This window comes from Burkholderia sp. MSMB1459WGS, assembly GCF_001534535.1.
In the GTDB taxonomy this organism is placed as follows: domain Bacteria; phylum Pseudomonadota; class Gammaproteobacteria; order Burkholderiales; family Burkholderiaceae; genus Burkholderia.
This window is the reverse complement of record NZ_LPMU01000052.1, coordinates 24,189-46,140: the sequence shown is the minus strand read 5'-3', so window position 1 is coordinate 46,140 and position 21,952 is coordinate 24,189. Positions and strand designations below refer to the sequence as shown.

Below are 21,952 nucleotides of genomic sequence, written 5' to 3'. Positions count from 1 at the left end.
TTGATATGTCGTCTGTTCTAGCCGGCCCGCTTCAACGCGACCGCATGCACGGGCTCCCCACCATGCGCCGCCTCGGACCGCGCAAGCTGCGCACGCGTGCGCCGCGTGATGTGGATCACCGCGAACACGACCGGCGCGATCAGCAGCCCTTCCGCCAGCTCCGGATCGACCGGCAGGTTCATCACGTGCAGTGCCTTGAACGCCGCCGTCGCGAGCGACAGCACGTAGTACGAAATGGCGGCCACCGACAGCCCTTCGACCGCGTGCTGCAAATGAAGCTGGTTGCGCGCGGTGCGCTCCATGCCGGCCAGCAGCCGCGTGACGTCCTTTTCCTGCGCGAGATTCACGCGGGTGCGTAGCAGGTCGACCGCACGCGCGATCCGCGCGGCGATCTGTTCGTGGCGCGCCCATACGCTGCGGCACGTTTCCATTGCCGGCGCGAAGCGCCGTTCCATGAATTCGGCGATCGTCGGCATCCCTTCGATACGCTCCTCGCGCAACTCCTGGATGCGCGCCAGCACGAGCTTTTCGTATGCGCGCGACGCGCTGAAGCGCGCCCCCGATCCCGACAACGATTCGACCCGCACCGCGAGATGCGTGAGCTTGACCAGCAGCGCCGCGTCGTCGCCGTCGGCGCCGCTCGCGTCCATCCGCTGCATCAACGCATGCAGCGCCGCGTGAATCTCGTCGAGCTCGCGGCTCATCCGGCGCGCGACCGGCAGCGCAAGCAGCGCCATCATCCGGTACGTCTCGATTTCGTACAGACGCTGCAACAGCCTGCCGCCCTGCTCCTCGCGGAAATCCTCGTCGACGACGAGAAAGCGCATGAAGCCGTCGTCGCGCACGTGCCAGTCGCAGAACACCTTGCCGCCGCCGAGCACGCGGCTGCCGACGAGCACAGGCCCGTCGATCCAGCGCCGCAGATCGCCGCACGCGAGCCGCGCGGCGTCGCCCGACAGCAGTTCCATCCGCACCGCGACGAAGCGGATGCCGGCCAGCCGCGCGAACCACGCGGCCGGGATGCCGGCGATCGCGACATCGTCGAAATAGCCGGTGTCGCGACGCGGCGCGACGAACGTGAAGGTCGAGAATTCGGTATGGCGCTCCCACTTCAGGTGCCAGCCGCACGGCGAGCGCACCGCGTAGTGCGTCGCGCCTTCATGCGGCGCGTCGATGCCCGTGTCGCGGCACAGCGCGTGCAGCAGCGTTTCGTGGATGTCGGGCTGGCCGTCCGCATAGATCGCGTAATGCGTGAGCGACACCGCTTCGGCGAGCCGCAGGAACGGCCGGGCATGCAATTCCGCGGCCAGTGCGGCGCGCAACGGATGGTCCATCATCGATTCACCACGCTTTCCTGTTCAGTCCCGCACGCCGGATCGTCCGGCCCGAGCGCCGCGCCATGCTCGGGCGATGCGCAAACGTGATGGCACTATGGCAGACACGCAGCAACAATAAAAACGCATAATGCTGATCGTTACGTTCAGTTTTCCTGATACCCATGAAGATGCTCGATCACGACGTACTGGCCACCGTCGTCGCCGTCGCGGAAACCGGCAACATGACCCGCGCGGCCGAGGCCGTAAACCGCTCGCAGTCGGCGGTGAGCATGCAGATCAAGAGCCTGGAAGATGCAATCGGCCGGCCGCTGTTCGTGCGCAAGCCGCGCAGCATCGTGCTGACGCGCGAGGGCGAGGTGCTGCTGGGATTCGCCAGACGAATGCTGGCGCTGCGCGACGAGGCATGGGCGGCCGTGGTGCGGCCGGAGGTGACCGGCAAGGTCGTGATCGGCGTGCCGGACGACTATGCCTCGTCGCTGCTGCCGTCGGTGCTGAAGAAATTCTCCGCGACCTATCCGAAGGTCGAGATCCAGGTGATGGGGCTGCCGAGCAGCGCGCTTGCGCCGCTGATCAAGGAGGGCACCGTCGATCTCGTATGCGGGACGCGCATCAAGGGGCTCACCGGCGACTTCATCCGCCACGAGCCGATGGCATGGGCGGCGATGACGAACGGGCCGCGCGTCTGGGAGGAACGGCCGTTGCCGATCGCGGTGTTCATGCCGGGCAGCGTCGCGCGCGAGAACGCGATCCGCAGCCTCGAACGCGCGAAAGTGCCGTACCGCACGTCGTATGAAAGCCCGAGCCTGCTCGGGCTGCTCAGCATGGTCGAAGCCGGCCTCGCGGTCGCGCCGCTCGCCCGCTGCGCGATTCCCGCGCAACTGTCGATGCTCGGCCGCTCGCACGGGTTGCCCGACCTGCCGCCGCTCGAGCTGATCCTCGCGCGCAGCACCAAGTCGAAACGGCCGCCGTGCGACTTCCTCGCGGAACAATTGATGGAAGACCTGCAACGGCAGACCGGACAGGCCGGCGACGCCTGAGCCTGGCGGCGCCCGCTCGCCGCGGCGTCACCCGTGGGCACTCGCGCCATGCGCGGCCACGCCCAGCGCCGCATTGACGATGCCGGCCACCGTATCGACGAGCGCTTCCAGCGTGTCGCCGTGCACGTGCCGCCCTGCCGGCGGAACGCGCTCGCTGCGCCGGCCACCCCACTGCGAACCGGCCGTGACCGACAGCGTCGCGCTGAAGCGTTGGCCGTGCCGCCGGCCGAAGATGCCGATGCGCCGCTCGGCGACGTAAGCCTGTTCGGGAAGAAACAATCGGATTTCGACCGCCACTTGATCGGGGTCGGCCGCGCACGCGTGCGCATCGAGCGCCGGCGCGAATACTTTGACGATGCGGAACGTCACGTGGGAATCCCACGCGGCGAGCGGCCCGCCGGCCGCATCGACGCGCTCGGCGTCGACCGACCATTGATGGCGATCGGGCACGCGAATCGCTTGGCGCAGCAGCACGTCCGCCGCGCGAACCGTCACCATCAACTGCCGGGCAAGCTGCCTGCCCGACGGCAACGCCGCGGCATGCGCGCGACGGGCAGCCGGGCGCGCAATACGCACTTCTTCCGTAAGGTACATGGGCCCTCCCTGTTCGGGGTAGCGCCGCGTTCGACGCAGCGCACAAACGGCCGCCGTCGCCGGCCGGGGGACAGCACGGCGGCCGGCAAATCGGCGGCGGATTAGCCGAGCAATCGCCGTTCCCGGCTCGGCGAGCGCGAGCCGCGACCCGCAACCGGCGCGCGAACGGCCATCGGCGACATCGGGCGGGGAAAGGGATAAACGAAGGTCATCGGCACCGACGGAAGCCGTCCCCGCTGTTCGACACGTCCCCAGCTTAGAAAAGACCGTATCAACGCCGTGCAAAAAAACGGGGTAGCCGTGCAAAAAACGGCATGCGCGCCGGGATGGCGCCCCGCGCACCATGCCGGCGGCATCGCCCGCGTCGCGGGCGCCGCGTTACGCGAACGCCGCGAGCGACGCGCGCCGCCGCTCGTCGACCATCGATTCGATCAGCGAGACGAGATCGTCGGTCAGCGGATCGCAGATGCCGGGCGAGCGATGCAGTTCGAGATCGGCCGCCGGCAGCGGCGGCAGCCCGTCCGCCTCGTCGAGCACGCGCCAGTTCTCGGGCAGCGTGCAGCGATCGATCATCGTCACGGCCGCGCCGTGGTTCACCGCGATCTTGATGCCGGTCGGGCTCTGGCTCGTATAGACGACGTGATACGTCCGCTCGGCCGTCGCGAGCGCCTGCAGCCCGTGTTGCCGGTAGCAGCACGTCTCGGGAAACAGCGCGAGCGGCACTGACGCATCCGGCTCGAGCGCGAAATCGCGATGCGCGGCCCACACGACGTCGTGACGGCCGAGCAGCCGCCCACCGGCGTTCGGTCCGTGCCGCACGACGAGCGCGACGTCGAGCTCGCCGGCCTGCAGCCGCTCGATCAGTTCGAGCGACGTGCGGCAATGCACGTGCATGCGTGCGCCCGGCCGCAGCGCATAGAACGACTTCAGCAGGTCGGGCAGCCACAGCTCCGCGTAGTCCTCCGGCAGCCCGAAGCGCACGATGCCGCGATCGCTGCTCGCCTGCTTCAGCGCACGGATCGCGTCGTTCTGCACCTGGATGATCCGCCGCGCGTGGATCAGGAAATTCTCGCCGTCGCGCGACAGCTCGAGCCGCCGGCTGTTGCGCATGAACAGGTGCGTGTCGAGCCGCTCCTCCAGCGTGCGGATGCGCAGGCTGATCGTCGACTGCGTGCGATGCAGTTGCCGGGCCGCCGAGGTGAAGCCGCCGCTTTCGACGACCGCGACGAACGCGCGGATCAGCTCCGGGTCGAGCGACGTCAGTTTCGACCAGTCGGGCTTCGAGAAAACGCCGGGCCGCCCCGGGCTCTCCACTCCGGACGAGGCGCCCAGGAGCGCAGGCTCCACCCGGGGGGGCTGGCGCAGCGCGCCAGATTTCTCAATGGCAGCCATCGGAATTACTCGCTTTCGAAAATGGAAGGGAACACGAAAGATAGGGCTCGGAGTACGCCGATTGTTGTCCGGATGCACGCGGCCCTCCAACCCCTGCCCGGGTATGACAAACCCGGAGCCGGTACGCGGGCGCCCGTTCGCCGCCGGTGCGCCGCCGCTCGTCGCGACGGCCGCCGCGGGCCGCCCGGCGGGCGGCCGCGTGCCGGGCTCGGGGCTTTCCCGGAGACGACGAAAACTCATACCTCGATCAGGAAACATCGATTCACCGGCCGCATCGCGGCCCACCACAATCGCCTCACACCCAACCTCATGGACGAGACATTGCAATGACCGCATCCCAATCCAGGCAGCTTTACATCGGCGAAGGCTTCGAAGGCCCCGGCGTCAACCTCGCGCACATCAACGTGCTGGTCGGCCCGCGCAACGGCCCGGCGGGCCAGGCGTTCGCGACCGCGCTCGCGACGCCGTCGGCCGGCCATGCGCCGTTCGTCGTGATCGCGCAGCCGGGCGTGCCGACCAAGCCGCTCACGCTGTACGTGAACAAGGCGCAGATCGCCGGCGACTTCCACGGCAATGCGACGTGGGGCGCGTCGCAGGCCGGCATCGCGAAGGCCGTGGCCGAAGCGCTCGAGAACGGCACGCTGCCGCCCGAAGCGGAGAACGACTGGGTCGTCGTGTCGGCGAACTGGGTGAACCCGCAGACCGACGATCTCGATGCCGTGTTCGAGAACAACTACCGCGCATGCCGCAACGCGATCGTCGCGGCGATGGAAGGACTGCCGCATCGCGACGCGGTGTTCGCCGCCGCACGCGACGTGTCGAACCCGTTCTACACGCCGAAAAAGAACTGACGGAACCGACAACGACAACGCGCGGCCGGCCAGGCCGCATCAGGAGGAAGCATGGAATACGTCCGCCTCGGCCAGTCCGGCCTGAAGGTGTCCCGCCTGTGTCTGGGCACGATGAACATGGGCACGCCCGAGTGGAAGCCGTGGATCTTCGACGAAGCGCAGAGCGAGCCGATCGTGCGCCGCGCGCTCGATGCCGGCGTCAACTTCATCGATCTCGCGGATTTCTATTCGACGGGCGTCGGCGAGGAAGTGGTGGGCCGCATCCTGAAGCGCAACGCGCGCCGCGAGGAGCTCGTCGTGACGACCAAGGTCGGCTACGACATGGGTAGCGACCCGAATGCCGGCGGCCATTCGCGCAAGCACGTGCTCGACGGCATCGACGGGTCGCTCAAGCGTCTCGGGATGGATTACGTCGACATCTTCATGCTGCATTTCTTCGACGTGAACACGCCCGTCGAGGAAACGATGAGCACGCTGCACGACATCGTGCGCGCGGGCAAGGCACGCTACATCGGCGTGTCGACGATGTACACGTGGCAGTTCGCGAAGATCATGCAGGCCTGCGAACGAAACGGCTGGGACAAGCCGATCAACATGCAGCTGCAGCTCAATCTCGCGTATCGCGAGGAAGAGCGCGAGATGGTGCCGTACTGCATCGACCAGGGTGTCGGCGTCTCGGTTTTCAGCCCGCTTGCGCGCGGCCTGCTGACCTGCGAGCCGCAATCGACGCGCAACCAGACCGACTTCTTCACCGCGCAGATGTACGGCGACACGTCGTCGCTCGCGATCGCCGCGTCGGTCGCGAAGGTCGCGAAGCGGCGCGGCGTGCCGCCCGCGCAGATCGCGCAGGCGTGGGTGCTGAGCCGTCCCGGCGTCGCGAGCATGCTGGTCGGCGCGGATTCCGTCGCGCAGTTCGACAGCGCGCTCGGTGCGCTCGAAACACGGCTCACCGAAGAGGAACTGCACGAACTGGAACGCAACTACACGCCGTGCGACCTGATCAACGACTACACGGCCGGCAAGCGCATCGCGCGCGAGCCGCGCCCGGCGCAGGGCAGCTTCGCGGCAGACTGAAGCACTGAAGGAACGACATACGATGAACGAATTTCTGAGGACCGGCCATTACATCGGCGGCGAATGGCACGAATCGCATGGCGCGAGCGATGCGACCTATCCGGTGCTGAACCCGGCGACCGGCGAGACGATCGCGAAGGTCGCGAAAGGCGGCGCCGACGACACGCAGCGCGCGATCGACGCGGCCGCCCGCGCGTTTCCCGCATGGCGCGCACTGACCGCGAAGGAGCGCGGCGCACGCGTGAAGCGCTGGGGCGAGCTGATGCTCGAACACCGCGATGCGCTCGCCGAGCTGCTGACGCGCGAACAGGGCAAGCCGCTCGCGGAAGCGCGCGGCGAAGTGGCCTACGCGGCCAGCTTTCTCGAATGGTTCGCGGAAGAAGCGAAGCGCATGTACGGCGACGTGATCCCGAGCCCGAAGCCGAATGCGCAGATCGTCGTCACGCGCGAGCCGGTCGGCGTCGTCGCGGCGATCACGCCGTGGAATTTCCCGCTCGCGATGATCACGCGCAAGGCCGGCCCGGCGCTCGCGGCCGGCTGCACGATGGTGCTCAAGCCGTCCGAGGAAACGCCGCTGTCGGCGTTCGCGCTCGCGGTGCTCGCCGAGCGGGCGGGCGTGCCGGCCGGCGTGTTCAACGTGGTGTCGGGCGACGCGGTCGCGATCGGCGAGACGCTGACGAGTTCACCCCTCGTACGCAAGCTGTCGTTCACGGGCTCGACGCGGGTCGGCAAGCTGCTCGCGAAGCAGTCGGCCGACACGCTAAAGAAGCTGTCGCTCGAACTCGGCGGCAACGCGCCGTTCATCGTGTTCGACGACGCCGATCTCGATGCGGCGGTCGACGGCGCGATCGCGTCGAAGTTCCGCAACACCGGCCAGACCTGCGTGTGCGTGAACCGCTTCCTCGTGCAGGACGGCGTGTACGACGCGTTCACGCGCAAGCTCGCGGACGCCGTGCGCAAGCTGCGGGTCGGCAACGCGCTCGCGGGCGAAGTCGACCAGGGCCCGCTGATCAACGAAGCGGCGCTCGGCAAGGTCGAGCGGCACGTCGCCGACGCCACCGCGAAAGGCGCGAACGTGCTCACCGGCGGCAAGCGCCACGCGCTCGGCGGCACTTTCTACGAGCCCACCGTGCTGACCGGCATGACGCCCGACATGCTGATCGCCGAAGAGGAAACCTTCGGCCCCGTCGCCGGCTGCTTCCGCTTCACGACCGAGGATGAAGCCGTCGCCGCGGCCAACGACACGCCGTTCGGGCTGTCCGCGTATTTCTACACGCGCGACCTCGGCCGTGCATGGCGTGTGGCGGGCGCGCTGGAAAGCGGGATGGTCGGCGTCAACGACGGGATCATCTCGACCGAAGTCGCGCCGTTCGGCGGCGTCAAGCAATCGGGGCTCGGTCGCGAAGGCTCGAAGTACGGCCTCGACGAATACGTGGAGCTCAAGTACACGCTGATGGCCGGCCTCGGCCGCTGAGCGCTGCCCGGCCGCCGCCCGGCGGACGGCTCGCGCCGCACGGTCGCGCGACGACGTCGGTTCGTCGCGCACCGCTTGCGACGACACACATAACAATCCAGGAGGCTGCTTGAATCAAGCCAACGTTCAATCCGGCACCGCACGCGCGCTGCCACTGTCGCGCGGCGCCGATGTGCCGCACCGCCCCATCGCGCTCGACGACGTGCCGCTCAACCGCTTCCACGTGAAGATCGCCGGCCTGACGTTCGGCGCGCATTTCACCGAGGGCTACACGCTCGGCACGATCGGCTATGCGCTCGCCGCGCTCGGCAAGCAGATGCCGATCGACGCGTTCTGGATGGGGATGATCGGCAGCTCCGCACTGATCGGCATCTTCTTCGGCAGCCTCGTATTCGGCTGGCTGTCCGACCGGATGGGCCGGCAGAAGATCTTCCTGACGAGCTTCGTGATCATCACCGCGGCTGCGTTTGCGCAGTTCTTCGTGAGCTCGCCGCTCGAACTGTGCGTGCTGCGCGTGCTGATCGGCTTCGGGATGGGCGGCGACTTCACGGTCGGCCACGCGATTCTCGCCGAATTTTCGCCGCGCAAGCATCGCGGCGCGTTGCTCGGTTCGTTCAGCGTGATCTGGACGATCGGCTATGTCGCCGCGAACGTGCTCGGCCTCGCGTACAGCGATGCCGCGCCCGATGCATGGCGCTGGCTGCTCGCGTCGGCCGCGCTGCCTGCGCTGGTCGTGCTGGTGCTGCGCATCGGCACGCCGGAATCGCCGCGCTGGCTGCTCGGCAAGGGCCGCGAGCGCGAGGCGCGCGCGATCGTCGCGAAGCATTTCGGGCCGCACGTGATGCTCGGCGGCTCGGCCGAACCGCATGCGAATACGGGCTTTGCGCGCTTGTTCCGGCGCGACCTGATCCGCCGGACGGTCTTCAACTGCGCGTTCTTCGTGTGTCTCGTGATTCCGTACTTCGCGATCTACACGTTCCTGCCGACGATCCTGAAGACGATCGGTCTCGCCGAAGGTTTCGGCGCCGATCTCCTGCTGAACGGCTTCCTCGTGCTCGGCGCGCTGATCGGGATCTGGCTGACGATCCGGTTGTCGCGCCGCGGCTTCCTGATCGGCTCGTTCGCGGTGACGTGCGCGTCGCTCGTCGCGCTGGCGGTGCTGCCGTCGTCGGCGGCCGTCGCGATGATCGTCGCGTTCGCGATCTTCACGCTGACGATGTCGGCGTTCAGCAATCTCGTCGGTGTGTTTCCGCCCGAGTGCTTCCCGACCGAGGTGCGTGCGAGCGGCGTGGGCCTCGCGATCGCATGCAGCCGGCTCGGTTCGGCGATCGGCACGTTCCTGCTGCCGGTCGGCATCGCGACGCTCGGCTTTCACGCGACGATGTTCGCGCTGGCCGGTGTGCTGCTGGTCGGGATGATCGTGTCGATCGCGTGGGCGCCGGAGACCAAGCATCTGACGCTGGAGGAGGCGGCGGGGCATTGAGGCGAGCGACACGCCGACGGCAGGAGGCGCGGCATCGCGCATGCAACGAAGAACCCGGCCATGGCCGGGTTCTTCGTTTGTAACGCGTACTTTGCCACTGACGAAAAAGCTGGAAACCGCCGCTCGGCTCAGAACAGAATGCTCGTGCAGTCCCGCGCGCCGTGCAGCACGTGAAGCGCGTCGATCTGCACGGGGGGATCGCCTTTGACCCGATAGACGATCTGAAAATTGCCGTATCCGCGATGCCGCACGCCGTGGGCTGTGGCGCACCGGCCGATTCGGATGTTCAGGCTTATCTCGATAGTTCGGGCAGGCTGACCTTCGCCGTCACTCATCCGAGGTTGATTCGATCCGAAAACCGGATATCCGTCGTCAACCTTTCACCCGCCCGTCAGCTGCGTCTCAACGGCGACGTCGTCCCCTCCCCCTTCCTTGCCGCCTGCTCCCGCAGCCACGCGGCAAACGCGATCACCGGCTCGACCGCGACGCTCTCCGGCGCGATATCGAGCCAATAGCCGAACGGCCCGATCGGCTGCACCGGCGACAGCCGCACGAGGCTGCCTTCGGCGATCTCCTCCTCGATCATCGTGAGATCGACCACGGCAAGCCCAGCGCCCTTGCGCGCCGCCCGGATCGCCTGTTCGAGCGTCGAGAACTCGATGCCGTCGCCGATTCGTTCGGGCGCGATGCCGGCCTGCTCGCACCAGTCGGCCCACAGCGTCAGGCGCCGGCCCTCGTGCAGCACGTGCAGCGACGGCAGCCGGCCGAGCAGCGCATCGAGCGCGTCGCCTCGGTAGCGCGGCGCGCCGACCAGCGCATGCCGCTCCATCATCAGCAGCTCCGAATGCATGCCCGACCGCGCCGCACGCCCGAAGCGGACATGACAATCGCAATCGTCGGCCGGCTCGGTGCGAATCGACAGCTCGACGTCGGGCAGCGCCTCCGCGAGCGTGCCGAGCCGCGGCGAGAACCACTGCGTGGCGAACGTCGGCGGCAGCGATATCGTCAGGCGCCGCTTCGCGCCCGGCCGCGTCGCGACGATTTCGCCGACGCCGCGCTCGATCGTGTCGAACGCCTGCCCGATGAACGGCAGCAACCGCTGGCCGGCATCGGTCAAGCGCACGCCCTTGTGATCGCGCTCGAACAGGCGTGCGCCGAGCGCTTCCTCGAGCAGCCGGATCTGCCGGCTCACCGCGCCTTGCGTCACGCACAGCGACACCGCCGCGCGATTGAAGCTCAGGTGACGCGCGGTCTCCTCGAAAAATCGCAGCGCGATCAACGATGGCAGGCGTCGCATGATGTGTGTCCCCTTCGTTCGTATCGTTTGTATCGTTCGTATGGTTGCCGGCCGGCGCCGCCGGCCATTCCGCGGGCAGCTTTATCGCAGAAAAGCGCGCCGGCCGTCATGCCGTGAAAACCCCGAGGCCCGGCGCCTTTCACCCCGTCATTCATCGCCCCGCCGTGCCGGGCTCCCGCCTACAATAAGCATCCCGCACCAAACACGACATTGCCCCGTGAGACGCAAGATGCCGGCGCTGAATGCGCTGAAAGCCTTCGAGATGGCCGGCCGCACCGGCAGCTTCACGCGCGCGGCCGAACTGCTCAACGTGACGCAGAGCGCGGTGAGCCGGCAGGTCCGCCAGCTCGAAGGCCAGCTCGGCGAAACCCTGCTCGAGCGCCGCCATCACCAGCTCGAACTGACGGCGGCCGGCCGCGTGCTGCTGCGCGCGCTGCAGCAATCGTTCGACAAGATCGAGTTGACGGTGCGCAGCCTGCAGGAAAAAACCCACCTGAACCGTCTGCGCGCGAACGTGCCGCCCACCTTCGCCGCGCGCTGGCTGATGCCGCGCCTCGGCCGGCTGCGCGATGCGCATCCCGAGTTCGAGCTGAGCCTCACGACGCGCATCCACGACAGCCTCGGCGAATCCCGCGTGCTCGACTGCGCGATCCGGTTCGGCGACGGCGAATGGGACGGCTTCGACAACGCACTGCTGATGCAGGAGCAGCATATCGCCGTCTGTGCGCCCGCGCTGTATGCGCGGCTGCGGCAGGAAGGCGCGCCGATCGACCTGAATCGCTTCACGCTGCTGCACGTGCTCGCGACCGACGACCAGCGCTACCTGACCTGGCAGCACTGGCTGAAGGCCGCCGGCATCGCCGACGTCGACACGCGCGGCGGCTACGAATTCGACCTGCTCGACCATGCGATCCGCGCGGCGATCGACGGCCTCGGGATCACCATCGCCGACCGTCACATGGTCGCGCGCGAACTCGCGGCCGGGCAGTTGATGCAGGTGCTCAACGTGCACGTCGACGGCCACCAGTCGTACTGGTTCGTCACGCGACCCGAGCAGACGAATCTGCCGCACATCGTGCAGTTCCGCGACTGGCTGCAGCAGGAAGTGTGGCTCGCGAAACGCCACCTCGAACCGTCGTCGCCGCTGCCGCAAGTGCCGCTGGCCTGAGATCGGCCCGAGCCGCGGTCCGCCCTCCGCCTCCGCCTCCGCGGGCGACACCTTACCGGCTCCCGAGCCCGTCCGCATTCGGACCAGTCGGAAAATACCCGAAGGCCCACGCCCGCGCCACGCATCGCGCCAGCCGTCATCGCCTTGCCCGACGGGCGATTCCGGCCGATTCGCCGAGTAACGTGCGTTTTTCTCATGGTCGACGCAAAAATAAGTCGTTTGTCGTGCGCTAAACGCATGAACAGAATGACTCCGTCCCGTGCCACGCGTGTCGCCACCCGAAGCGATCCGCCGGCATCCATCGGAGGAGTCACTTCATGCGCACCGAACGCAACTACGTGAACGGCCGTTTCGTCGCCCCGGAAAGCGACACGTTCATCGTCGTCCACAATCCCGCCACCGAAGCGCCGTTCGCGCGCGTGCCGGCCGCGACGCCGGCCGACGCGCTCGCCGCCGTCGACGCCGCAGCCGCCGCGCAAAGGGCGTGGCGCACGCTGCCGAGCGCCGAGCGCGCCGCGTACCTGCACCGCTTCGCCGACGCGCTGACCGCGCGCGCGCCCGAAATCGGCGCGGCGCTCGCACAGGAATCCGGCAAGAGCGTCGAGGACGCATCGAACGAAGCCGTCTACGCCGGGCAGATCACGCGTTACCACGCCGAGTGGGCACGCCGGATCGAGGGCGAGATCATTCCGAGCGATACGCCCGACGAGAACCTGTTCCTGCAGCGCGAGCCGATCGGCGTCGTCGCGTGCCTGATTCCGTTCAACTATCCCGTGTACACGCTGCTGCGCAAGGTCGCGCCCGCGCTGATCGCCGGCAACACCGTGGTCGTGCGGCCGAGCAATCACACGCCGGTGTCGGCGTTCGAGATCGCGAAGGCCGTCGACGAGGCCGGCTTCCCGCCGGGCGTCGTCAACATCCTGACGATGGACCATGCGACGGCCGAAGCGCTGTGCACGCATCCGGCGGTCGGGATGATCACGCTGACCGGCAGCGTGAACGCGGGCCGCAAGGTGCTCGACTACTGCAAGGCGAACATCGCGAAGCCGTCGCTCGAACTCGGCGGCAAGACGCCCGCGATCATCGAGCCCGATGCCGATCTCGAACGCGCGGCCGCCGCGCTCGTCGCATCGAAGACGACGCATTGCGGCCAGCTGTGCACGGCGATCGAACGCGTGTACGTGCACGACAGCGTGCACGACCGCTTCGTCGCGTTGCTGAAGGAGAAGATGGCCGCCGTGCGCAGCGGCGACCGCGCGCAAGACGCCACGCGGATGGGCCCGCTCGTCAGTGCGGCAGCGCGCGCGCACATCCACGGGATGGTCGAACGCGCGGTCGCGGCAGGTGCGACGCTCGAAACCGGCGGCACGATCCCCGACGGGCCCGGTTTCTTCTACCCGGCCACGCTGCTGACGAACTGCCGGCAGGACATGGAGATCGTGCAGGAGGAAACCTTCGGCCCGGTCATGCCGGTGCTGCGCTACACGACGCTCGACGAGGCCATCGGCTTCGCGAACGATCACCAGTTCGGCCTGTCGTCGGTGCTCTACACCGAGCGCTATCGCACCGCGATGACCGTCGCGAACGCGATCGAGGCGGGCGAGCTGTACGTGAACCGCACGCCGGCCGATCCGTATCAGGGCTTCCATGCCGGCTGGAAGCGCTCGGGCCTCGGCGGCGACGACGGCAAGCACGGCATGCTCGAATTCACGCAGACGCGCCTCGTCGTCATGAAGTATTGACGCCGCCGCGCCGGCGCACCGTCGCCGGCGCGCGCACCGCCCCTGATCCGATCCGACACAAAACAAATCTGCAGACCTCCGAACCGCGGAAGTCTGATGGAGGAAGACATCATGCCGACCCAACCGTCGACGCCTGCCGCGTCGCTCGCGTTGCACGACGACGCCCACGCGTCACAACATTCGCGCTCGCAACGCTACCTGCAACTGCTGCTGCTCGTGATTGCCGCGGGCGCGATCTATCCAATGCTGTATCTGCGGCAGGTGTATCAGCCGACGATGCTGCAGTTCTTCCGGATCGACGACGTGCAGCTCGGCTACCTGTACTCGTCGCTCGGCACGATCTTTCTCGTCAGCTACCTGCCGAGCGGCTGGCTCGCCGACCGGCTGTCGCCGCGCTGGCTGATCTGCTTCTCGCTGCTCGCGACGGGCGCGCTCGGGCTGATCTACGCGACCGGGCCGTCGTTCAATACGCTCGTGGCGATCTTCGCGGGCTGGGGGCTGACGACCGGCCTCACGTTCTGGGCGGCCGTGATCAAGCGCGTGAACATGATCGCGGGCCGCGACGAACAGGGCCGCTTCTTCGGGTTGCTCGACGGCGGCCGCGGGCTCGTCGAGGCGCTGCTCGCGACGATCGCGATCACGCTGTTCGCCTACGTGACGCACACGCACGGCGGCACCGATGCGGCCGGCCTCAAGCTCGTGGTGCACCTGTACGCGTTCTGCTGCATCGGGCTCGGCGTGGTGCTCGCGCTGGTGAAGGATCCGGCGCGCACCGACGACCGTGCGGCCGCCATCAAGCGCGCCGCCAAGGGCAACGTCCTGAGCGACCTGAAAACGCTCGCGGCGATCCCCGAGCTGTGGCTCGTCGCCGCGATCGTGTTCTGCGGCTACCAGGTGTTCTGGGCGACCTACAGCTTCTCGGCGTACCTGCACGAAGGCAATTTCGGGCTCAGCGCGACGGCGGCCGGCTTCATCACGACGCTCAAGCTGTGGATGCGCCCCGTCGGCGGCATCGGCGGCGGCTTCCTCGGCGACCGCGTGTCGAAAGTGTCCGTGCTGTTCTGGGCGCTCGTGCTCGCCGCGCTGTCGCTGGTCGGGCTGATCGCGGCGCCCGCGCACAGCCCGCAGGCGATGCTCGTCGTGCTCGTGCTGTTCATCGGCATCCTCACTTACGCGATCCGAGGCCTGTACTGGTCGCTGCTCGACGACTGCAAGGTGCCGACGCACTGCGCGGGCCTCGCGATCGGCCTGATCTCGGTACTCGGCTATTCGCCCGACGTGTTCGTGCCGCTGATCAACGGCTACGTGACGCAGACCTGGCCGGGCGCGCACGGCTACCAGCTCTATTTCGGCTATATCGCGGCCGTGGCGCTCTGCGGAGCGAGCGCCGCCGCGTTCCTCAAAATCCGCCTCAACCGCATTCAGGAGTCCGCATGAAGATCGTCTCGCTCGAAACCCATATCGTCGCCGTGCCGCCGCCGCACATCGGCGGCATGTACTGGATCTTCGTGAAACTGAAGACCGACGACGGCATCGAAGGCGTCGGCGAGATCTATTCGGCGACGTTCCACCCGAAGGCGATGGGCCCGATCATCGACGACGTGTTCGACCGCTACCTGCTGAACCACGACCCGCACCACGTCGAGCGGCTGTTCCGCCACGCGTATTCGAGCGGCTTCACGCAGCGGCCGGACCTGACGATGATGGGCGTGGTCAGCGGCCTCGAAATGGCGTGCTGGGACATCGTCGGCAAGGCAGCCGGCAAGCCCGTGTACGAACTGCTCGGCGGCAGGATCCACGAACGGCTGCGCTCGTACACGTATCTGTATCCGAAGAACGCGCGCGGCGAATACGACTACGACGATCCCGACCTTGCCGCCGAATGCGCCGCCGAGAACGTGAAGCACGGCTTCACGGCCGTCAAGTTCGATCCGGCCGGCCCGTACACCGCCTATTCCGGCCACCAGCTGTCGCTCGAAGTCCTCGACCGCTGCGAACTGTTCTGCCGGCGCGTACGCGAAGCCGTCGGCAGCAAGGCCGACCTGCTGTTCGGCACGCATGGGCAGATGGTGCCGTCGTCGGCGATCCGGCTCGCGAAGCGGCTCGAAAAGTACGACCCGTTGTGGTTCGAGGAGCCCGTGCCGCCCGGGCAGGAAGAAGCGATCGCCGAAGTCGCGAAGCACACGTCGATTCCGATCGCGACCGGCGAGCGCCTGACGACCAAGTACGAATTCCACAAGCTGCTGCAGGCGGGCGGCGCATCGATCCTGCAACTGAACGTCGCGCGCGTGGGCGGCCTGCTCGAAGCGAAGAAGATCGCGACGCTCGCGGAAGTGCACTACGCGCAGATCGCGCCGCACCTGTACAACGGGCCGGTGGGGGCGGCCGCAAGCATCCAGCTCGCGACCTGCACGCCGAACTTCCTGATCCAGGAAAGCATCATGACGTGGGGCGGTTTCCATTCGGAAGTCGTGAAGACGCCGATCCGCTGGGAAGACGGCTACATCGTTCCGTCGAACGAGCCGGGCCTCGGCATCGAACTGAACATGGACGTCGTGAAGCGCCACACGCCGTACACGGGCGAGCGACTGCACCTGCAGATGGGGGAGAAGCCCGTCGACGTGAAGGACCTCGCCCCGGCGAAGGGCTGAGCGCAGAGGAAACGACATGACCTACGACTACATCATCGTCGGCGCGGGCTCGGCCGGCTGCATCCTCGCGAATCGCCTGAGCGAATCGGGCCGGCACTCGGTGCTGCTGCTCGAAGCGGGCGAGCGCGACGCGTCGTTCTGGTTCAAGGTACCGGTCGGCTTCACGAAGACCTACTACAACCGCCGCTACAACTGGATGTACTACAGCGAGCCCGAAGCGCAGCTCGCCGACCGCAAGCTGTACTGCCCGCGCGGCAAGGTGGTCGGCGGATCGGGCTCGATCAACGCGATGGTCTACGTGCGCGGCCAGCGCAGCGACTACGACGACTGGGCGAGGGCCGGCAATCCGGGCTGGGCGTACGACGACGTGCTGCCGTACTTCCGCAAGCTCGAAACCCACGCGGCCGGCACGACCGATCCGCAACATCACGGCGCGACGGGGCCGATCCACATCACGTCGATGAAGGCCGACGTGCATCCGATCGTCCACGAGTTCCTGAAGGGCTGCGGGCAGCTGAACCTGCCGCGCACCGACGATTTCAACGGCGCGCAGTTCGAAGGCGCGGGCATCTACGACCTCAACACGAAGCACGGCGAACGCTGTTCGAGCAGCTTCGCGTACCTGCGGCCCGCGCTGGGCCGTGCGAATCTCACGCTGCGTGCCGGCGTGCTCGTGCGGCGCGTGACGTTCGACGGCACGCGTGCAACCGGCGTGGTCGTCGCGGGCGAGCACGGCGACGAAACGCTCGTCGCCGCGCGCGAGGTGATTCTCGCCGCCGGCGCGGTCGATACGCCGAAGCTGTTGCAACTGTCGGGCGTTGGCGATCCGGCGCTGCTCGCGCGCCGGCGCGTGCCGCTCGTGCATGCGCTGCCGGCCGTCGGCCGCAACCTGCAGGATCACCTGTGCGTGAGCTTCTACTTCAAGGCGAACCGGCCGACGCTGAACGACGAGATGGGCACGCTGCTCGGCAAGATGAAGATCGGGCTGCGCTACCTGCTGACGAAGCGCGGCCCGCTCGCGATGAGCGTGAACCAGGCCGGCGGCTTCTTCCGCGGGTCGGACGACGCGCACGAACCGAACCTGCAGCTCTACTTCAACCCGCTGTCGTACCGGATCCCGAAGAGCGAGCGCGCGAGCATCAAGCCCGAGCCGTATTCGGGCTTCCTGATCGCGTTCAACCCGTGCCGGCCGACGAGCCGCGGCACGATCGAGATCGCGTCGAACCGCGCGGAGGATGCCGCGAGGATCCACATCAACGCGCTGACCACGCAGAAGGATCTCGACGAAGCCGTGCAGGGCAGCAAGCTGATCCGTGCGCTGATGCGCGCGCCGGCGTTGAAATCGATGACCGTCGAGGAAATCTCGCCGGGCCCGCAAGTCGATTCCGATGAAGCGATGCTGCAATACTTCCGCGAGCAGTCGGGCTCGATCTACCACCTGTGCGGCTCGTGCGCGATGGGTCCCGATGCGGCGACATCCGTCGTCGATGCGTCGCTGCGCGTGCACGGGCTGCAGGCGCTGCGGATCGTCGATGCGTCGGTGTTTCCGAACATCACGTCGGGCAACATCAACGCGCCGACGATGATGGTCGCGGAGAAAGCGGCCGACCTGATTCTGGCCGACGCGCGGCGCGGCGAGACGACCGGCGCGCGCGAAGGCGAACGGGAAACCGTCGCGCCCTGATCCCGCGAACGAGGCCCGCGCGGCTCCCTGCTCTCCCCGGCTGCCGCGGCGGCCCTGCCGGCGGCACGCCGCTTGCTCGCCCGGGCCGGAAAGGAGAGCACATCATGGCGACTCATCTCGGGCAACCCGGTCGGCCGCGCGGCCTCGCCGGGCGCATCGCCGGCCGCATCATGCGCCGGCACAACCGGCTGGACAACGTGTGGACCCTGTCGCTGCTGGCGATCGGCGACAGCGACCGGGTACTCGAAGTCGGGTTCGGCCCCGGCGACGCGATCCGGCTCGCGACCGAAGCGGCGCCGTCCTGCCACGTGGCCGGCGTCGATCACTCGCTGACCATGCTGGCCGCCGCGAAGCGCTTGAACCGCGCACCCATCGATCAAGGGCGCGTGAGCCTCTCGCTTGGCTCCGTCGACGCGCTGCCGTTCCCGGACGACGCGTTCGACAAGGCGTTCTCGATCAACTGCATCTACTTCTGGCCCGCGCCTGCACACGGCCTGGGCGAATTGCGGCGCGTCGTCCGCCGCGGCGGGATCGTCGCGATCACCGTCCGCGACATCGACCGCGCGCCCTACGATGCCCATCGGCCCGACAAGCTCGCGCGGCTGATGAGCGACGCGGGCTTCGTGTCGGTCGTCGTGCAGCGCAACGGCACGGCGTCGCATCCGCTTGCCTGTGTGCTTGGCACCAAGTAGGGGTGCGCGACGTGAAGACACGTGCCGACGACTCCGCTGCATCGGCAACTGACCGGAAGCGCCCGCTCGTCGCACGAATTCCGTCGGCGGAACCCTGTAAAAAACGGCGCACCGCTCATCGCGATACGCCGTTTTTCATTCACGCTGCGATCCGGCCGCTCAAGCCATGCTCGTGCGCTTCTCCACGAACCGTCTCACATACTCGTCCGCCGGCCGCGACAGGATGTCGTCCGGCGTCCCGACCTGCACGAGCGTGCCGTCGCGCAGGATCGCGATCCGGTCGCCGATGCGCAACGCCTCGTCGAGATCGTGCGTGATGAACACGATGGTCTTCGCGAGCGTCGCCTGCAGTTCGAGCAACTGATCCTGCATCTCGGTGCGGATCAGCGGATCGAGCGCGGAAAACGCCTCGTCCATCAGCAGCACGTCGGTGTCGGCCGCCAGCGCGCGCGCCAGCCCGACGCGCTGGCGCATTCCGCCCGACAGCTCGTCCGGATAATGGTCGCCGTAGCCGTCCAGCCCGACCTTCGTCAGCCAGTTGCGCGCCGCGTCGGCCGCGTCGTGCCGCTTCTCGCCGCGCGTGCGCAACGCATACGCGGCGTTGTCGAGCACCGTCTGGTGCGGCAGCAGCCCGAAATTCTGGAACACCATGCTGACCTTGTAGCGGCGCAACTCGCGCAGCCCGTGCGCGTCGAGCTTGATCACGTCGCGGCCGTCGATGACGATCTCGCCGGCGGTCGGCTCGATCAGCCGGTTGAAGTGCCGCACGAGCGTCGACTTCCCGGAACCCGACAACCCCATGATCACGAAGATCTCGCCCGACTCGATACCGAGGCTCACGTCGTTGAGCCCGACGTTGCAGCCCGTTTCGGCCAGCACCTCGGCCTTGCGCTTGCCGGCCCGCAGCAGGTCGAGCACGCGCGCGTGCGCGGCCGGCGGCCCGAACAGCTTGTACACGTGTTTGACGTCGATGGTCGCCATGTTCGCCTCCGTTCCTATGCGCGCGACGATTGCGCCGCCTGATTCGAATCGACGCCGGCGGCCGGCGCCTTGCCCGGCAGCCGGTACGGCACGCGCGACGCGCCCCGCTGCCGGCGCTGCTGCGCGAGCCGCCGCCGGGCGCGACGCTCCTGGCCGAAGCCCTGGCTGATCCGGTCGATCACGATCGCGAGAATCACGATCGCGAGGCCGGCCTGCGTACCCTTGCCGACGTCGAGCGTCTGGATGCCGGCGAGCACGTCCTCGCCGAGCCCGCGCGAGCCGATCATCGATGCGATCACGACCATCGACAGCGCCATCATCGTCGTCTGGTTGATGCCGGCCATGATGCTCGGCCGCGCCAGCGGCAACTGCACGTTCACGAGCAGTTGCCAGCGCGTGGTGCCGAACGCGCGCGCGGCTTCCGTCACGTCCGAATCGACTTGGCGGATGCCGAGATCGGTCAGGCGAATCAGCGGCGGCAGCGCGTAGATGATCGTCGCGAGGATCGCGGGCACCTTGCCGAGACCGAACAGCATCAGCACCGGAATCAAGTACACGAAGCTCGGCAGCGTCTGCATCACGTCGAGCACCGGCAGCAGCATCCGGCGCAGCCACGCGCTGCGCGACGCGACGATGCCGACCGGCACGCCGACCGCGACCGACAGCACCGTCGCGACGAGCATCAGCGCGAGCGTCTGCATCAGCTTGTCCCACAGGCCGAAGCAGCCGATCGCATAGAGCAGCAGCATGAAGAGTGCGCCGAGCCCGATGCGGCGCGTGGCGTTCCACGCGATCGCGCCGACGACCAGCAGCACGAGCCACGGCGGCGCCGCGCGCAACGCGCCTTCGAGCGGCACGAGCAGGTAGCGCAGGACCAGCGCGCTGAAACGATGGAAGCCGTCGCCGTATTGCGCGACGAACGTCTCGAGCGCGCTGTTGACCCAGTCGGCGATCGACAGGTGCAGAAAGAAACCGTCCATGTTGATTCTCCGTCGCGCCGCGAAGGCGCGTGACGGCGGCGGCAAGCGCGAGCCCGTCGCCGCGCGCAGGTTACGCGCCCTTCAGGCTGCCGGCGATCTTCTGCGCGACGTCGGCCGGCACCCACTGCTTCCACATGTCCGGGCGGGTCTTCAGGAACTGCGTGGCCATCGCCGCGCCGTCGATCTTCTTCGTCGTCATCTCGAGGATCGTCTGGTTCAGGAAGTCCATCGGAAAACGCACCTTGCCGAATACGCCGACGAGATCGGGGTTCGCATCGGCGAACGGCTTCGACACGCCGACCGTCAGCCGCGACACCATGTACGACGACGCGCACTGGTGCGTGCTGCTCTCGTCGCGCAACGTCTTCCAGCATGCTTCGTTATAGGCCGGCATCTTCAGCGCGGTGAACTTGTACTTCGCCATCAGCGCGGCCGGGCCCCAGTAATAGAACACGATCGGCGCGCCGCGCTGGTACGCGGACGCGATCGCCGCATCCAGCGCCGCACCCGTGCCCGGATGGAAGTTCGTATAGGACTGGTCGAGCTTCAGCACACGCAGCAGGCGCGTGTTCACGCGCTCGCAATCCCAGCCGGTCGGGCAATTCAGGAAGCGGCCCTTGTCCGGCTCCTCCTCGTCGGCGAATACCTGCTTGTACTTCGGCAGATCGTCGACCGACACGAGCCCCGGCGCGACCGCCTTGATGTGGCGCGCCGGATCGCCCTTCACCACGTAGTCGGGCACGAACCAGCCTTCCGTCGTGCCGCCTGGCAGCGTGTCGCCGATCAGCTTCACGGCGCCCGACGCGACCGCCTTCGCGGTAATCTCGCTGCGGCCCGTCCACTGCTCGGCCCAGATCTGCAGGTCGTTGCGTGCGAGCGCCGTTTCGGTGGCGGCCGTGCTGCCCGGCACGACGTCCGTCTTGCAGCCGTATCCCTTCTCCATGATCTGCCGCAGCACCTCGGTCGCGAACGATCCGCTCTCCCACGTGATGCCCGCGAAATGGACCGTCTTGCCGTCGGTGCACGCGCCGCCGGCCGCATGGGCCGCGGGCGCGGACAGGATCGCCGCGGCGGCGAGAAGGGCCGTTTTCAGTCGTCGAATCTGCATGGTGGGTCGTCTCCAAATCTGATCTGATTGTTTGTGCGTCGCGGCAGGCGCGGCGACCGGCGCATCGCGAACGCATCCACGCCCGGTCAGCCTGCATGTTTGAGCCGCCAATTTGTTTAGGGAAACGAGTAATTCCGATCATTGCAATCGGCAGCGCCAATCGATCGCCCGACACGCTGCGAGGCCCGTGCGGCGGGCCTCCCAACGTTTTCCGGTGGTGCGGCCACGGCCCGGCTCGGGCGGCATTGCGCGCCGCTCGCCGTTGCCCGGCCGACATCGAATCGTGACGCCGCGCCGCCCGTTTCCACGGTCGAAACCGCCCGTCGCGCCCCCATTGGCGAACCCGATCCCATCCATCGAAATTACTCGCTTTCGATTCCGTTTCGGCTTCGGAAGAATGCGCGGTG

General features: G+C 67.7%; 19 protein-coding genes. 11 read left to right on the top strand and 8 right to left on the bottom strand.

All coding sequences use genetic code 11. The features are described 5' to 3' along the window. Positions 1-17: 17 nt before the first annotated feature. Positions 18-1,337 carry a DUF3422 family protein gene (locus WT97_RS19765; RefSeq protein WP_059501797.1) on the bottom strand — a complete coding sequence of 440 codons (1,320 nt, stop codon included), beginning with the start codon at positions 1,335-1,337 and terminating at the stop codon, positions 18-20. Between the two features lie 161 nt (positions 1,338-1,498). On the opposite strand from WT97_RS19765, the gene WT97_RS19760 reads away from it, so the two are divergent. Then, entirely contained in the window at positions 1,499-2,374 is an 876-nt protein-coding gene (locus WT97_RS19760; protein WP_034205597.1) for a LysR family transcriptional regulator, read from the top strand. A 27-nt stretch (positions 2,375-2,401) separates the two neighbouring features. On the opposite strand, the gene WT97_RS19755 is transcribed toward WT97_RS19760, so the two are convergent. Then, on the bottom strand, positions 2,402-2,968 hold the full coding sequence (locus WT97_RS19755) for a hypothetical protein (RefSeq protein ID WP_034205598.1): 567 nt from the start codon (positions 2,966-2,968) through the stop codon (positions 2,402-2,404). A gap of 378 nt (positions 2,969-3,346) precedes the next feature. Continuing rightward, a complete protein-coding gene (locus WT97_RS19750; protein WP_257127283.1) occupies positions 3,347-4,360 on the bottom strand; it encodes a LysR family transcriptional regulator in 1,014 nt (337 codons plus the stop codon). A gap of 326 nt (positions 4,361-4,686) precedes the next feature. On the opposite strand from WT97_RS19750, the gene fae reads away from it, so the two are divergent. From fae to WT97_RS19730, 4 genes are all read left to right on the top strand, one after another. Next, positions 4,687-5,211: a formaldehyde-activating enzyme gene (fae, locus tag WT97_RS19745; protein WP_059501795.1), complete on the top strand. Its 525-nt coding sequence runs from the start codon at positions 4,687-4,689 to the stop codon at positions 5,209-5,211. 51 nt (positions 5,212-5,262) lie between these two features. Beyond that, a complete protein-coding gene (locus WT97_RS19740; RefSeq protein ID WP_059828187.1) occupies positions 5,263-6,285 on the top strand; it encodes an aldo/keto reductase in 1,023 nt (340 codons plus the stop codon). 22 nt (positions 6,286-6,307) lie between these two features. Further along, entirely contained in the window at positions 6,308-7,759 is a 1,452-nt protein-coding gene (locus WT97_RS19735) for an NAD-dependent succinate-semialdehyde dehydrogenase (RefSeq protein WP_060354194.1), read from the top strand. Between the two features lie 109 nt (positions 7,760-7,868). Next, a complete protein-coding gene (locus tag WT97_RS19730) occupies positions 7,869-9,242 on the top strand; it encodes an MFS transporter (protein ID WP_060354193.1) in 1,374 nt (457 codons plus the stop codon). Between the two features lie 128 nt (positions 9,243-9,370). On the opposite strand, the gene WT97_RS34965 is transcribed toward WT97_RS19730, so the two are convergent. Together WT97_RS34965 and WT97_RS19720 are read right to left on the bottom strand one after the other, a co-directional pair. Further along, complete coding sequence (locus WT97_RS34965) at positions 9,371-9,577, bottom strand: hypothetical protein (protein ID WP_257128532.1); 207 nt, start codon at positions 9,575-9,577, stop codon at positions 9,371-9,373. Positions 9,578-9,633: 56 nt separating this feature from the next. Then, complete coding sequence (locus WT97_RS19720) at positions 9,634-10,539, bottom strand: LysR substrate-binding domain-containing protein (RefSeq protein ID WP_060354192.1); 906 nt, start codon at positions 10,537-10,539, stop codon at positions 9,634-9,636. A 229-nt stretch (positions 10,540-10,768) separates the two neighbouring features. On the opposite strand from WT97_RS19720, the gene WT97_RS19715 reads away from it, so the two are divergent. From WT97_RS19715 to WT97_RS19690, 6 genes are all read left to right on the top strand, one after another. Continuing rightward, positions 10,769-11,707 (top strand): LysR substrate-binding domain-containing protein, encoded by a 939-nt coding sequence (locus WT97_RS19715; RefSeq protein ID WP_059501785.1) that lies wholly within the window; start codon positions 10,769-10,771, stop codon positions 11,705-11,707. A gap of 317 nt (positions 11,708-12,024) precedes the next feature. Next, on the top strand, positions 12,025-13,449 hold the full coding sequence (gene aldA, locus WT97_RS19710; RefSeq protein WP_060354191.1) for an aldehyde dehydrogenase: 1,425 nt from the start codon (positions 12,025-12,027) through the stop codon (positions 13,447-13,449). Between the two features lie 111 nt (positions 13,450-13,560). Next, positions 13,561-14,886: an MFS transporter gene (locus tag WT97_RS19705; protein WP_179949796.1), complete on the top strand. Its 1,326-nt coding sequence runs from the start codon at positions 13,561-13,563 to the stop codon at positions 14,884-14,886. Continuing rightward, positions 14,883-16,100 (top strand): mandelate racemase/muconate lactonizing enzyme family protein, encoded by a 1,218-nt coding sequence (locus WT97_RS19700; RefSeq protein ID WP_059501781.1) that lies wholly within the window; start codon positions 14,883-14,885, stop codon positions 16,098-16,100. The genes WT97_RS19705 and WT97_RS19700 overlap by 4 nt, the downstream gene beginning before the upstream one ends. 16 nt (positions 16,101-16,116) lie before the next feature. Then, complete coding sequence (locus tag WT97_RS19695) at positions 16,117-17,784, top strand: GMC family oxidoreductase (RefSeq protein WP_060354190.1); 1,668 nt, start codon at positions 16,117-16,119, stop codon at positions 17,782-17,784. 104 nt (positions 17,785-17,888) lie between these two features. Further along, positions 17,889-18,476 carry a class I SAM-dependent methyltransferase gene (locus WT97_RS19690; RefSeq protein WP_060354189.1) on the top strand — a complete coding sequence of 196 codons (588 nt, stop codon included), beginning with the start codon at positions 17,889-17,891 and terminating at the stop codon, positions 18,474-18,476. Between the two features lie 159 nt (positions 18,477-18,635). Here WT97_RS19690 and WT97_RS19685 read toward each other — a convergent pair whose 3' ends face one another. The 3 genes from WT97_RS19685 to WT97_RS19675 form a co-directional block, all read right to left on the bottom strand. Further along, entirely contained in the window at positions 18,636-19,457 is an 822-nt protein-coding gene (locus WT97_RS19685; RefSeq protein WP_060354188.1) for a glycine betaine/L-proline ABC transporter ATP-binding protein, read from the bottom strand. A 14-nt stretch (positions 19,458-19,471) separates the two neighbouring features. Beyond that, complete coding sequence (locus WT97_RS19680; RefSeq protein WP_059795012.1) at positions 19,472-20,437, bottom strand: proline/glycine betaine ABC transporter permease; 966 nt, start codon at positions 20,435-20,437, stop codon at positions 19,472-19,474. 70 nt (positions 20,438-20,507) lie between these two features. Further along, positions 20,508-21,545, bottom strand: a complete 1,038-nt coding sequence (locus WT97_RS19675) for an ABC transporter substrate-binding protein (RefSeq protein ID WP_060354187.1) — start codon at positions 21,543-21,545, stop codon at positions 20,508-20,510. Positions 21,546-21,952 lie beyond the last annotated feature (407 nt).